Raw genomic sequence first — 13377 nt, forward strand, 5'->3', positions numbered from 1 at the left:
TTCCTGCAACTCGAATTATTTGGGGTATAAATTCTCCTGTATCAAACTCAATTTTCTTTCTGCCCGCATATTATTTGCGGGCTTTTCCCTTCTGGTTAATTTGTTAGTACTCGCTCGTGGCTTGTTTATTTATGTCGTTTGTCCAAGGTTTTATTAGGGGTATGACAATCATGGAAATGAATAAAACACTTACACCTGAAAATGAAAAAAATGCATTTTATCTTTTGGAACAAGTGGCGGGGTTTTCCTATCAGGCGTCATTGCGAGCCGTTGCCGTGTTGGGTATTGCTGATAATCTTTTAGACGGGCCAAAAACAGCAAAGGAATTGGCAGATAAAATAGGCGTTGAGGCGTTACCTTTACATCGTGTGCTGCGATTACTGGCGACTCGGAATATTTTTAAAGAAATTGCCGGGCAGCGATTTGAACTGACGCCAGCGGCGGAGTTTTTATGTCAATCTTCTCCCCACTCATTACGCGAAGCGGTACTGATGATCACCGATGAAACCTTCTGGCTCCCGCTGAGTTTAGTTGCCGACAGTGTGCGTGGTCATTGTGCTTTTAATCAGGTTTTTGGTACTTCTTTTTTTGAGTATTGGTCAAAGCCAGAGAATCAGGCCTCCGACTATGATTTTCACAGTGGTATGTCTTCTTTATCTGCCGTGGAGAATCCTGGGCTGGTGCGCAGTTATCACTTCCCAGAAAATATTACTGTGGCAGATATAGCGGGGGGAATAGGGGGATTACTACTGCGGGTATTACAGGCAAACCCCAGCCTGCACGGCATTTTATTCGATCAAGAGCCGGTGCTGGTCAAGAATTGCCTGAGTGAGCTTGGTGATGATTCACGTTGGAGGCTCCAATCCGGGAATTTCTTTGCGTCATGTCCAGTGGCAGATATCTATTTACTGAAAAATATTATCCACGATTGGCCTGATGAAAAGGCAGTAGTCATACTGCAAAATTGTCGTAAGGCGATGCGGGCTAATGGTAAAGTGCTGATTATTGATGCCCTTATTCAGGAAGATAACCAGCCCCATTATGGCAAGAGCATGGATATTATGATGTTGGCATGTCTTGATGGTGGGAGAGAGCGTACCGAAACTGAGTTGCAAGGATTACTCGCCGATGCGGACTTGCGAATAAACCGCATTATAGAAACCGATGGTTTCCTATCAATCGTTGAGGCGGTTTCGCGCTAGAAACTATCCTTTATCATCAGAGCAACTGACCACCAACTCTGCGCGATGAGAAATCATGGCGCAGTAAGTTCAATGGTTGATTTTATATTTAATTAAAACAATTGATTACAGTTAATTTTCTCATCAGAAAAACTTGAGTGATGGGGTTGACTCATTATCCGAGTGAAGATTTATCCGCAGATCCGGCGACCTAAACTATTAATAACAGGCATATATCGGTATTATCCTGATATTAGTAATGCAAATCATTGTCGTTCCCAATCAAGGATATCTACATCCCCACTTTTCAGGAGAGAAAATGCGATTACGTTTAGCTTTATTTTCATCATTACTGGCACTCACTGCTGTGCTTACCGGGTGTGATAATTCATCGGCAACCCCTGAAGACACGGCAAAAATCAGTATCGAACATGCGCAAGGCACCACTCAGGTTCCACTTAACCCGCAAAAAGTCATCATACTGAACCCCTCTGTATTAGATACGGCTGATGCCCTGAATATCAAAGTGGCTGGTGTTCCCCAAACCAGCACCCATCTTCCGGCGTTTTTATCCAAATACACCGGTTCAGAATACCTGAATGCCGGCACCTTATTTGAACCGGACTACGAAGCCCTGAGTCAGGCTAAACCTGACCTGATTATCGCTGGGGGGCGTGCTCAAGATGCCTATGACAAACTGAGCGCCATTGCCCCAACTATCTCACTGGATATCGATCCTAAGCACTTTACCCAAAGCCTGACACAGCGTACGGAACAATTGGCATCTATTTTCGGTAAAGAAGAAGAGGCAAAAACACTGCTGGGTAAATTTACTTCTCAGATAGATGCTATCAAGCAGAAGTCAGCTAACGCTGGGTCTGCCATGGTGGTGATGGTCAGTGGTGGAAAAATGTCGGCCTACACACCGGGTTCGCGTTTTGGCTTTATTTTTGACGAGTTAGGCTTCACTCCTGCGGCCAGCTTCACTGAAGCCGGCAATCATGGCAACGTGGTGACTTCCGAGTTTATCCTTAATGCCAACCCTGAGTGGCTGTTTGTCCTTGATCGCGATAATGCCATTGGCCGCACTGAAAATCAGTCCGCACAACAAATCCTGGATAACCCTCTGATTCGCAAAACCAAAGCATGGCAAAACGATCATGTAGTTTATCTCGATTCTGCCTCGCTCTATATTGCTGGCGGCGTGCAAAGCTATATGCAACTGATGGATAAAATCAGCTCAGTGCTGGATAAACAAGCCGCTACGCAGTAATGCTCACTAATGAAAAATCTTAGCTTTATAGCAGGCCTGGTTATTTTACTGGGCCTTATGGCATGCAGCCTATTTATTGGTGCCGGTAATGTCACCTTGTCCGAGGTGTGGTCAGATCCCGACATGCGCGATATCTTTTTGATAAGCCGTGTGCCGCGAACATTAGCCTTGGTTCTGGCTGGCAGTGCCATGAGCGTTGCTGGCCTCATTATGCAGATGCTCACTCAGAACCGGTTTGTCGAACCCTCGATTGCCGGTACTACCCAGTCCGCCAGTCTCGGCTTACTGCTGGTCATGGTATTTAGCCCCGCCGCACCGGTCATGGTTAAGATGTTAGTAGCGACCGTTTTTGCTATGGGCGGTACCGCACTTTTTATGCTGCTACTGGCACGAATGAGAATGAAATCGGCGCTGATGGTGCCGCTGACCGGCATTATGCTGGGGGCGGTGTTTAGCGCAGTAACCACTTTCCTGGCAATGGAGTTTGATCTGCTGCAATCATTAGGCAGCTGGGAATCGGGTGATTTCTCGGGTGTATTACAAGGCCGCTATGAACTGTTGTGGATTGTGGGTGCATTGACGTTGATTGCTTGTTTGATCGCTGACCGCTTTACTGTCGCTGGCATGGGGCGGGATTTCTCGGTTAATGTCGGCTTGAATTATCAGCGGGTTATGCTCATGGGGATGTCTATTATTGCCATCATCAGCGGCGTGGTAGTGGTGGTGATCGGTGTGCTGCCTTTCCTCGGATTAATTGTACCCAATATTGTCAGCATGGCGATGGGGGATAACCTGCGTCGAACCATCCCTTGGGTGGCGTTGTGTGGCGGTGGTCTGGTGGTGTTATGCGATATTATTGGTCGATTAGTCAGTTACCCATTTGAAATACCTGCCAGCGTTATTCTGGGCGCAATTGGCGCACTCGTTTTCCTATTATTAATTGTTAGGACAAAACGCCATGCAGGCTAATGAGTATTCTTCACCAAGCTCTCTATCCCAAGAGAAAAATAAAATATTAAGCTCACCGGCAAAACGATTATTGTTATTGAGTATTATTGCCCTTGTCGCAATGGTTATTTTCATGACCATTAATCTTAGAGGCAATATTCAATATGTACTGGTGCATCGTGGCCTTATTTTAGCCACGATGGTATTGGTGGCCTTTGCCGCCGGTATTGCCACCGTGTTATTCCAAACGGTCACTAATAACCGGATTTTGACACCGTCAGTGATGGGACTTGAAGCGCTGTTTATCCTGATCCAAACCATGTTGATCTTTTTTGTCGATGCCAATGGGTTCAGGGTGCTCGGAATAACTGGAAAGTTTCTTTGTGAATCGGCTTTGCTGCTGCTGTTTTCGGTATTTCTCTATCGCTGGTTGCTGACCGGAGTAGGGATTAATCTGCACAAGGTGTTACTGGTCGGGTTGGTATGTGGCACGTTGTTCCGCAGTTTATCTAGCTTGATGCAGCGCCTACTCTCCCCCGGAGAGTTTGCTGTTTTGCAGGGCAGGGTATTTGCCACTTTTACCCGCGCCGCGCCGGAGATTATTGCGCTTTCTACAGGGATAATTATTCTCGTGGCGATAACCATTTGGCGTATGCGCCATTGCCTCGATATTATCGCTTTGGGTAGAAATACAGCGATTAATCTGGGCGTTGCTTACCAGAAAAAAATCACCACTATCTTACTATTGGTCTCATTGCTGGTCGCTATATCGACGGCACTTGTCGGGCCGTTAACTTTTTTAGGTCTGCTTATCGCTAATCTGGCTTACCCGCTGGTAGGATCATTCCGACATCAATACTTGTTGCCAGGGGTCTTTTTGCTAGGGGTTATTACGCTGGTCGGTGGGCAATTGATCCTCGAACGTTTGCTGAACATGTCGGGAACGCTCTCCGTGGTCATTGAGTTTGTGGGTGGCGCGCTGTTTATTTATCTTTTAATAAAAAAGGCTCCGGTGTGATTGAAATAACGGATATTAATAAGAAATACCAGAATACAACGGTACTCAGTAATATAAATGAGAGCATTCCTTCTGGCGGAATAACGTCAATTATCGGACCAAATGGTGCGGGTAAGTCGACGTTATTATCGATTATGAGCCGTTTACTGACGCCAGATCTCGGGCGTGTTCAGTTTAACGGGCTGGATGTTGCCAAAACCTCCGGGGATAAATTGGCGACTATCCTTTCAGTTCTACGGCAAGAAAACCACTTTACCAGCCGACTGACAGTGTCGGATTTAGTGGGATTTGGCCGTTACCCTTATTCGAAAGGGCGGCTCAATGAAAATGATCGCCAATATATTGATGCGGCGATGGAATTCCTCAATTTGATGCCACTGAAAGACCGCTATCTTGATGAGTTGTCGGGTGGGCAACGGCAACGTGCTTATGTGGCGATGGTGCTGTGTCAGGATACGAAATATATCCTGTTGGATGAGCCATTAAATAATCTGGACATGAAACATTGTGTCGCGATGATGAAGCAATTGCGGCGTGCGGCGGATGAATTAAAGAAAACAATCATTTTGGTTATTCATGATATCAATTTTGCTTCTGCCTATTCCGACCATATTATTGCCATGAAAGATGGTGCGGTTATCTATCGCGGTGCACCCGAAGAAATAATGCAGCCGGATATCCTCGAAGAAATTTTTGATATAAAAATCAGAATAGAAAAAGTGCAAGATCAGCATATCGCGGTTTATTACCGTTAAGGTTAATGACAAAGCTATTTTATTGTTCGGAAACTCGCGGGGCGACTGTATCAATGGTCGCTCCGACGGCTTACGGCACTTACATTTTAAATAAATAGGGGCCCACTTCCCCGCTAATTAACTTTGTCAGCAGCCTGAATAACTAAATGGCGGCGTATTCTCCGGTGCCTTCAGGCCAAGGTGTCAGTAGGTCGTAACCGGTATCAGTCACGGCAATGGTGTGTTCCCATTGTGCTGAAAGAGAGCGGTCTTTGGTGACAACTGTCCAACCATCAGACAGGACACTGGTGGCGGCTTTACCGGCATTAATCATCGGCTCAATGGTGAAAATCATTCCCGTTTTCAGCGGCATACCGAGCCCTGGCGTCCCATAGTGCAGGATTTGTGGTGCAGTATGATATTCCTGACCCACGCCGTGACCACAATACTCCCTCACCACAGAAAAACCTGCACCTTCCGCCACTTGTTGAATAGCTGCTCCGATATCCCCGAGTGTTGCCCCTGGGCGTACCACCTTGATCCCAGCAACCATCGATAAATAAGTGATATCCACCAAACGTTTAGCTCTGACCGACGGTTCTCCAACATAGTACATTCTGCTGGTATCGCCATACCAACCATCTTTAATAATAGCGACATCAATATTGACGATATCGCCATTTTTGAGTTTTTTATCCGACGGAATCCCGTGGCAAACCACATGATTGACTGAGGTACAAACAGTGTGCGCATAGCCGTGATAGCCTATATTGGCAGGGATGACTTTCAGTTCGTTAACGACGTAATCATGACATAACCGATCAATTTCATCTGTTGTGACCCCCGCGCGGACATAAGGTGTGATCATTTCCAGCACTTTCGCGGCGGCTTGGCCTGCGGCTCGCGCCATTTCAATTTCTGCTGGTGAGTGAATTTTTACTGTTGTCATTGCGCATTCTCTTCTTTATTAAACGTATGGGCGTCACTCTGGATGATTCTGGCAATGTCAGCCCCGCCCTGTAATTCAGCCTGAACCAGTGCTCGGGCCAGTTCATGGTGGCTCAATTGGGGATAAAGCTCGGCCAGCATACCCATTTTGAGCCAATGCTCGGCTTGTGCGTTAATTGACCGGCTCATGGCATTACTGGCGATGCGGAGATTTTCATGCATCAAATCGGAGATTTTAACAATTCCCATAAAACACCTATACGAAACATATACGGTATGTATATTCTCATAAATGAATCCAGGTTGCCAGAGCTTGATGTAATCGAGGGTAGTGAGTTGAGAAAGTAATATACTTGCTAAATAAGATCAGAATTAATAGGCTCAATGACAATATTTGACCGTTTTATGCCACCTGCATTTTTGCCTAATATGGGAAATAAAGATGATCCTATCAGCTCATTTGGGTAAATAATAAAATACTGTCATCAGCATTATCATGTCAGGATAAGCGTTCTATCACTATTTCTGGTTAATTTTTATCACAAAAATAAGCTGTTACGACAAAATTTGTTCTATGATCGACAGCGCGCCCTCTGATTATTTATTGGGGGACTGTTCATTAAGGAGAACTTTATGTCTCACATGCCATTGATTCAGCTCCCCCACACTCATGGCGAAGGTTGCCTCTGTAATAGCCCTGCATTCATCCGCATCAATACGGTGTTTTCCCAGAAAGCAACGCAATCAGCCCCTATTACTGCGGCAACGGTTGCGGCGGCAGTACCGGGAGCAAAATCGCAAAAAAGAGATGTTGCCGCTAATGCGGTACGTGTGGTGGCTTTTATTAATGTTCGTGTCTTTGATGGTGTTTCAGACCAACTACGAGACGGGCTGCGAGTATTAGTGGAAGGCAACAAAATAAAGTCGGTAGAGCCTGCGGATACACCGCTTTCACCGGATGTGGAGCTAATTGATGGCGGTGGCGGCGTATTAATGCCGGGGCTGATTGATGCTCACTGGCACGCCATTATGGCTCGCCCGTCAATGATGACCGCTATGACGGCAGATTTTAACTATATTCAGGCGCTGGCCATTGCTGAAGCTGATGCCACCTTAATGCGCGGCTTCACCACGGTACGTGATATGGGCGGGCCGGTTTTTGGTTTGAAACGAGCCATTGATGAACATGTCGCTATTGGCCCACGAATTTTCCCTTCGGGTGCATTTATCACTCAAACCGGTGGGCACGGTGATTTTCGTTTGCTGGGTGAATTGCCACATACCCCATCAGATCCCTTGAGTTACGCCGAGCGTGTGGGGATGACGGCAATTGCCGATGGTGCTGATCAGGTATTGCTGCGCGCCAGAGAACAACTCATGCGAGGTGCTTCGCAACTCAAATATATGGCTGGTGGTGGTGTCAGCTCCATGTACGACTCCATCGATGTGACGGAAGGTTCTGTAGCAGAAATCCAGGCCGCAGTTACCGCAGCTGAAAACTGGGGCACCTATGTGACAGTCCATGCTTACACCCCCCGTGCTGTTACTATGGCTATCAAAGGTGGGGTTAAGTGTATTGAACATGGCCAGTTGTTGGATGAGGAAACTGTGCAGCTAATGGCCGAAAAAGGTATTTGGTGGAGCTTACAACCTTTCCTTGATGATGAAGATGCGGTGCCAACGCCAAGCCCGGCATCGCGAGCCAAGCAACTTGAAATGGTGGCTGGGACTGATACCGCCTATATGTTGGCGAAAAAATACAATATCAAGACAGCATGGGGCACTGACACGCTGTTTGATGCCCGACTGGCAACCCGGCAAGGGGCACAATTAGCCAAACTGACGCGATGGTATTCACCGCTTGAAATTCTCAAAATGGCGACCAGTGTTAACGCTGAACTTTGTGCTTTTTCTGGCCCGAGAAACCCTTATCCAGGAAAATTGGGTGTGGTGGAAAATGGTGCGCTGGCTGACCTGATTCTGGTTGATGGCAATCCTTTGGACGATATTCAACTCGTAGCCCAGCCAGATAAAGCATTTAGAGTCATTATGAAAGATGGGCAAATTTTCAAAAACACGCTGGGAAGTGATCATTAGCGGTTTGTTATGATGACAAACCCTGACTTCTGATAGGGTGGCGCCAGTTAATTGAGGTTGTTCAATGAATAATATGACTTCCCTTAGGAAGCAGCCGTGGTTTTTCTTTATGCTTTTAAGCGGTGCGAAACAGAATCGATGGTGTGGGCCGTGGGTTCTGTTATCGGCTATCACCCTGAGTGGTTGCTCCGGTGCTGAGGCTCCCTCATTTTCGCTAGTGGGGTCCTATTTTCCTTCCTGGATGGCTTGCGCCTTTATCGGGATAATCACTGCGGTGATTGCTCGTGTTCTGTTTATTCGCGTTGGTATTGATGAGGTGCTGCCATTGCGGCTGTTGGTGTATGTCTGCCTGGCGCTTGCTGTGGCATTCGTCTGTTCCCTATTACTGTTTACGCGATGAATAATGAATATGAATAAACTACCAGGGAGTGAGCGTAAGCGGCGATTGGCACTCATTGTTGCTGGCGTTATTGTTGTTGCCGCCGTGATTTTTGGCTGGCTATCGGTGCGGCAGACCACATTGAATCCATTGTCTGAGGATGCGGAACTGGGGGCTAGCGTGGTGCATATTGCCAGCTCGGTCCCGGGCCGTATTATCTCAATTAATGTTGAGGAAAACAGCAAAGTCCGGCGTGGTGATTTGTTGTTTTCCATTGAGCCGGACCTCTACCGTTTGCAAGTCGAGCAAGCACAGGCTGAGTTGAAAATGGCAGAAGCTGCCCGCGATACCCAGCAACGCACCGTGGTCGCAGAGCAGTCCAACGCAGCCATTACCAATGAACAGATTGTTCGGGCGCAAGCCAATCTCAAATTAGCGACTCAGACGTTAGCTCGCTTACAACCGCTACTCCCCAAAGGCTACGTTACCGCTCAGCAGGTAGATGATGCAGCGACGGCGAAACATGATGCTGAAGTCAGCCTAAAACAGGCATTAAAACAGTCATTTGCCGCAGAGGCATTGGTCAGCAGCACTGCCGCTTCTGAAGCGCTGGTAGTGGCGCGCCGCGCGGCACTTGCTATTGCTGAACGGGAACTGGCGAATACGCAAATCCGCGCGCCCCATGATGGTCGGGTTGTCGGGTTGACTGTCTCTGCCGGGGAGTTTGTCGTCCCGGACCAGGCTATTTTCACACTTATCAATACCGAACACTGGCATGCTTCGGCATTTTTCCGCGAAACGGAGTTGAAGCATATCAAGGTGGGTGATTGCGCCACCGTCTATGTTATGGCAGACAGACAGCACGCGATTCAGGGGCGAGTTGAGGGGATTGGTTGGGGCGTAAGCTCTGAGGATATGTTGAATATCCCACGCGGCCTGCCTTATGTGCCGAAGTCATTAAATTGGGTGCGTGTTGTTCAGCGTTTCCCTGTCAGGATTAGTCTGGAAAAACCGCCGGAGGACCTGATGCGAATCGGGGCGACTGCTGTGGTTATCGTGCGAAATGACGAGGGTTGCTGACGGTACGCTTGGCGGCATAATCCGTCAGGCAAAAGTTGATTTAGCCTATTTCCCAGGCAGGGTGGCTCAGGCGTGGCGTGTTGCTGCGCTCTGTGCATTGATGGCGATGATTGCCATGATATATGGCATTCCAGAATCCGCGATTAGCTGTTATCTCATTATTTTCGTGATGAAACCTGATGGCGTCGAGAGCATGGTGATGGCGGTTGCGATCACCATATTGGTGTCGCTGGTTGTTGGTTTGGTATTTCTACTTATCCACTTCACTCTGGAAGCCGCGCCACTGCGCATGGCCGCCTTGATTGTCAGTTCGTTTCTCTTTCTCTATCTCGGATCTGCCAGTAAGCTCGGCCCGGTCGGCAGCATTATTGCGCTGGTGATTGCTTTTGTCATGACGTTACTGAGCAATATCCCCATGGGAGAAGTGGCTACTCGGGGGCTGCTGTATGCCTGGTTAATGGCTGTTTCCCCAATGCTGCTGTTGATTGTTTTTAACCTTTTCTTTGGCCGCATGCCACAGCGCTTATTGCGCGACAGCCTATCTGAGCGATTATTGGCGGTGGCCGAGGCATTGCGTCAACCCGATGCTGCCACTATGGATCGGGTTAAGGAACTGCTGCAAGAAGGGCAAAATGAGCATCAGCAACGGGCGCTTTTTGTGCGTATTTTTCATCTGCTGCCCTCGGCTGAAGCAGCCTGGCTTGAAAGTGCAGTAAAAAGCAGTTACCGGTTACTGTTGGCTACTTCGGCTTTACCTGCGACTTCAGCGGAGAATGCGCGCCTTGAGCTGGCGGCTTACTGTGATGGTGCGGCGCAGGCGATTGCTGCTGGCAATCTTGCGCTTACCCCTCACTTCGCCATTGACGATCCCAGCGATGAAATCAATGAAATCAGAAACGCGCTGACAGCACTGGCAACTGCCAATATTGGGCAAGACCTGAATGCCCCGAAATCCACCTTCTTTGCCGCAGACGCCCTAACCAATCCTGTTCATCAGCAGTTCGCACTGAAAACTACTGCTGCGGCGCTGATTTGTTATCTGATTTACACCGCGCTGGATTGGCAGGACATTCATACCGCCATGATCACTTGCTATGTTGCTGCATTGGGCACCACTGGTGAGACGGTGCATAAGCTAGTTTTGCGGATTATTGGTTGTTTGATCGGGGCATTGATGGGAGTGCTGTCGATTATCTTCATCATTCCCCATATGAACGATATTGGGCAATTGATGGCGCTGGTATTTGGTTGCATTCTCTTGGCCGCTTGGGTGTCATGTGGCAGTGAACGTATTGCCTATGCCGGTGTACAGGTTGGGCTGGCTTTCTTGCTGACGGTATTACAAGGCTTCGGGCCAAGCACCGATCTGGGCGTAGCTCTGGATAGGGTGCTGGGTATTTTGCTGGGAAATCTGGTGGTGTATTTGATTTTCACCCGACTGTGGCCGGTGGCGATTGTAGATGCGGTGCAGGTCCATATTAGTCAGGCCTTGAAGGGGCTGACAAACCTGGCCACATTAGCGCCCGATGCCCGGCCTGCGGCGCTCAGAGAAGCCACAACGGTCGAGGCGGAGATCACCAGCGCGCAAGAAGAGTTGGCGCTGATCCCCTTTGAACCTGCACAATTACGCCCCTCGCGAGAAGAGTGCGCGCGCTTACAGGCCATACTCGCAGAGATGGGTAAGTTGTGCCCGGTGCTGTTTCTACCGACGGAAAAGTCGGCCTCTGATGTGGCACAACTGCGTCGCCTCTCGACAGGTAGCGGTGCCGCGACATTATCGGATGAGCAAGGAGCGAATAGCGAATCATTACGGCAGGGAGCATCGCCGATTGATCTGACTATTCAACAACGTATAAAGCGGCTTGAGAAACTTCTGGGAATTGGATGACATGATGACGCACGCTGTATTGATGGCCAGGATAGCCAAAATAGGTCTGACTGGCTCGGTATTGAGTCTAAGCATACTGGTCGCCGGTTGTGCTACAGACAGCTTGGATCTTGCACCTGCATCTTATACCGAACCCTGGAAGGCGGATGAAAATGCGCCTATAGGGAGCGGCAATTTTTCTGTGCCGGCGAACCCGCTGGTGGCGGAATTAGCACCGCCTCCCAGTATAAAAAGCGAGCATACTTATTCGTTACCTGAATTGATTGATATCGCCCAGAGCCAAAATCCAGATACCCGCATTGCCTGGCAACAAGCACGGCAGGCTGCGCTGGCGGTTGGAATGGGGGAGGCGATATTTTTACCCATAATTTCGGCCAGTGTGATTGGTGGTTATCAGCGTACGACCACGCCTTTACCTTATGCCATCGGCAACGAAAAGGATTTGAAAACCAGCGGGAGTGCAGTGGTTCCTGCCTTGGCATTACAGTGGCTTATTTTTGATTTTGGTCAGCGCAGCGCGTTGCTTGATGCCGCTAAACAGACCTCTTATGCCGCCAATGTGACCTTTAATGGTATGCACCAGAAGCTAATCTATGATGTTACTCGCACGTATTTCCAATATGGTGCTGCACAAACTCAGCGCCAGATAGCAGAACAAACACTGAAAAATAGCCTAAAGATTCAAGATGCTGCCGAGGAACGGCGCAAAAATGGCATCGCAACGACAGTTGAAGTCGCACTGGCACGCCAGCAGGTTGCGCAGTCTGAGTTGCGTCGTGTGGTGGCTAAGGGCACTGAACGTGATGCTTATCAGGCATTATTGGGCGCAATGGGGGTTTCTCCCTCATTGGATATTAAAGTCGCTTATGCCGAAGATCGTGCTTTACCGGATGGGATGAGCGCACCAACCGAACAGATGATTCGACTGGCTCTCTCCCAGCGGCCAGATGTGTTAGCCAGCTACGCGGCGGTCGAGGCGGCTAAGGCGGGTATCAAAGCAACAGAAGCTGATTTCTTGCCGAAAGTCTATCTGGCCGGGGCGGTGGCAAGCGGTGATGGGCATTTTGATATTCAGGGCCTGCCGGGTATTAGCCCACAAACTTCATCTTCCAGTATTTTAGTCGGTGTCAGTGTTCCTCTTTACGACGGAGGGATACGTGCCGCGCGGGTGAAAGAGGCGGAATCTCGAGCAGCGGTTGCCGCTGAAGGATTTAAGAAAACGCAAGAATTGGCGGTGCGCGAAATTGTCGTCGCAGCAGATACTTTACGTTCTGCGCTTGAAGCTAATCAGGCGGCATTAACTCTGGTGAAAACCTCGTTTATTACCTATGACGCTGCGCTGGAGTCTTATCGCAATGGTGTCGGCACCATAACGGTCGCCAACGAGGCTGCTAATGGATTGTTGAATGCACAGCAAATGAGCACTGACGCCCATGCCGCATCTTTGGTCGCGGCCGCTAATTTGGCTTTTGTGATGGGTAAAATGACGAATACTTCAGAATCGTTGGCACTGTTGCATTAGATAAATAGGCCGTTAATTGAATCGAACACCGATTACAATCAGAAATATATTATTATGTTAGTGAAATGATAAATATTGTAATGGGATTAATAACAATTAACGGCTTATATTAATATGGAAATTACACCGCAACGTATACTTATTTTTTCTAACATATGCACGGTAATATATTTTTAGCATCGTCATTATTATGGCTGATTTTCATGCAAAATAAGCTTGAATTTCTATCAATGAGCTAGATAATATTGGTGTCAGGCATTCAAATTAGGTCTGTCTAACCGCGATAATAACCCTGATTTCCGCAATGTT

The 13377-nt window shown here is 48.2% G+C and carries 12 protein-coding genes; 10 read left to right on the forward strand and 2 right to left on the reverse strand.

All coding sequences use genetic code 11. The annotated features are described in order from the left end of the window. The first annotated feature begins 170 nt into the window (after window positions 1-170). The 5 genes from QSV56_RS14800 to QSV56_RS14820 all read left to right on the forward strand — a co-directional run bounded on the left by QSV56_RS14800 (window position 171) and on the right by QSV56_RS14820 (window position 5175). On the forward strand, window positions 171-1202 hold the full coding sequence (locus tag QSV56_RS14800) for a methyltransferase (RefSeq protein WP_050158013.1): 1032 nt from the start codon (window positions 171-173) through the stop codon (window positions 1200-1202). 298 nt (window positions 1203-1500) lie between these two features. Beyond that, window positions 1501-2454: a siderophore ABC transporter substrate-binding protein gene (locus tag QSV56_RS14805; RefSeq protein WP_301212956.1), complete on the forward strand. Its 954-nt coding sequence runs from the start codon at window positions 1501-1503 to the stop codon at window positions 2452-2454. Window positions 2455-2463: 9 nt separating this feature from the next. After that, window positions 2464-3423: an ABC transporter permease gene (locus QSV56_RS14810; RefSeq protein ID WP_005173884.1), complete on the forward strand. Its 960-nt coding sequence runs from the start codon at window positions 2464-2466 to the stop codon at window positions 3421-3423. Continuing rightward, complete coding sequence (locus QSV56_RS14815; protein WP_019079040.1) at window positions 3413-4420, forward strand: iron chelate uptake ABC transporter family permease subunit; 1008 nt, start codon at window positions 3413-3415, stop codon at window positions 4418-4420. Before QSV56_RS14810 ends, QSV56_RS14815 begins: the two co-directional genes overlap by 11 nt. Further along, window positions 4417-5175: an ABC transporter ATP-binding protein gene (locus QSV56_RS14820; protein WP_005157194.1), complete on the forward strand. Its 759-nt coding sequence runs from the start codon at window positions 4417-4419 to the stop codon at window positions 5173-5175. Before QSV56_RS14815 ends, QSV56_RS14820 begins: the two co-directional genes overlap by 4 nt. Window positions 5176-5317: 142 nt before the next feature. Here QSV56_RS14820 and map read toward each other — a convergent pair whose 3' ends face one another. Beyond that, the gene (gene map, locus QSV56_RS14825) at window positions 5318-6103 is read right to left on the reverse strand and encodes a type I methionyl aminopeptidase (RefSeq protein WP_046694563.1); all 786 of its coding nucleotides are present in this window, start codon (window positions 6101-6103) and stop codon (window positions 5318-5320) included. Further along, window positions 6100-6351: a ParD-like family protein gene (locus tag QSV56_RS14830; RefSeq protein ID WP_019079039.1), complete on the reverse strand. Its 252-nt coding sequence runs from the start codon at window positions 6349-6351 to the stop codon at window positions 6100-6102. The genes map and QSV56_RS14830 overlap by 4 nt, the downstream gene beginning before the upstream one ends. A gap of 384 nt (window positions 6352-6735) precedes the next feature. On the opposite strand from QSV56_RS14830, the gene QSV56_RS14835 reads away from it, so the two are divergent. From QSV56_RS14835 to QSV56_RS14855, 5 genes are all read left to right on the forward strand, one after another. Continuing rightward, entirely contained in the window at window positions 6736-8199 is a 1464-nt protein-coding gene (locus QSV56_RS14835; RefSeq protein ID WP_046694564.1) for an amidohydrolase family protein, read from the forward strand. Between the two features lie 64 nt (window positions 8200-8263). After that, the gene (locus tag QSV56_RS14840; protein WP_172665992.1) at window positions 8264-8599 is read left to right on the forward strand and encodes a YtcA family lipoprotein; all 336 of its coding nucleotides are present in this window, start codon (window positions 8264-8266) and stop codon (window positions 8597-8599) included. A gap of 9 nt (window positions 8600-8608) precedes the next feature. Continuing rightward, window positions 8609-9658, forward strand: a complete 1050-nt coding sequence (gene mdtN / locus QSV56_RS14845; protein ID WP_046050272.1) for a multidrug transporter subunit MdtN — start codon at window positions 8609-8611, stop codon at window positions 9656-9658. Then, window positions 9642-11546, forward strand: a complete 1905-nt coding sequence (locus QSV56_RS14850; protein WP_046050273.1) for an FUSC family protein — start codon at window positions 9642-9644, stop codon at window positions 11544-11546. Before mdtN ends, QSV56_RS14850 begins: the two co-directional genes overlap by 17 nt. Window position 11547: 1 nt before the next feature. Next, entirely contained in the window at window positions 11548-13068 is a 1521-nt protein-coding gene (locus tag QSV56_RS14855) for a TolC family protein (protein WP_301212957.1), read from the forward strand. The last annotated feature ends 309 nt before the right edge of the window (window positions 13069-13377 follow it).

Origin of the sequence: Yersinia sp. 22-579, assembly GCF_030433455.1 — a bacterium.
In the GTDB taxonomy this organism is placed as follows: domain Bacteria; phylum Pseudomonadota; class Gammaproteobacteria; order Enterobacterales; family Enterobacteriaceae; genus Yersinia; species Yersinia enterocolitica.

Excerpts from the sequence above, each read along its gene's own strand:
- QSV56_RS14800 (WP_050158013.1), top strand. The coding sequence starts at position 171 with ATGGAAATGAATAAAACACTTACACCTGAAAATGAAAAAAATGCATTT.
- QSV56_RS14805 (WP_301212956.1), top strand. The coding sequence starts at position 1,501 with ATGCGATTACGTTTAGCTTTATTTTCATCATTACTGGCACTCACTGCT.
- QSV56_RS14810 (WP_005173884.1), top strand. The coding sequence starts at position 2,464 with ATGAAAAATCTTAGCTTTATAGCAGGCCTGGTTATTTTACTGGGCCTT.
- QSV56_RS14815 (WP_019079040.1), top strand. The coding sequence starts at position 3,413 with ATGCAGGCTAATGAGTATTCTTCACCAAGCTCTCTATCCCAAGAGAAA.
- map (WP_046694563.1), bottom strand. The coding sequence starts at position 6,103 with ATGACAACAGTAAAAATTCACTCACCAGCAGAAATTGAAATGGCGCGA.
- QSV56_RS14830 (WP_019079039.1), bottom strand. The coding sequence starts at position 6,351 with ATGGGAATTGTTAAAATCTCCGATTTGATGCATGAAAATCTCCGCATC.
- QSV56_RS14835 (WP_046694564.1), top strand. The coding sequence starts at position 6,736 with ATGTCTCACATGCCATTGATTCAGCTCCCCCACACTCATGGCGAAGGT.
- QSV56_RS14840 (WP_172665992.1), top strand. The coding sequence starts at position 8,264 with ATGAATAATATGACTTCCCTTAGGAAGCAGCCGTGGTTTTTCTTTATG.
- mdtN (WP_046050272.1), top strand. The coding sequence starts at position 8,609 with ATGAATAAACTACCAGGGAGTGAGCGTAAGCGGCGATTGGCACTCATT.
- QSV56_RS14850 (WP_046050273.1), top strand. The coding sequence starts at position 9,642 with ATGACGAGGGTTGCTGACGGTACGCTTGGCGGCATAATCCGTCAGGCA.
- QSV56_RS14855 (WP_301212957.1), top strand. The coding sequence starts at position 11,548 with ATGATGACGCACGCTGTATTGATGGCCAGGATAGCCAAAATAGGTCTG.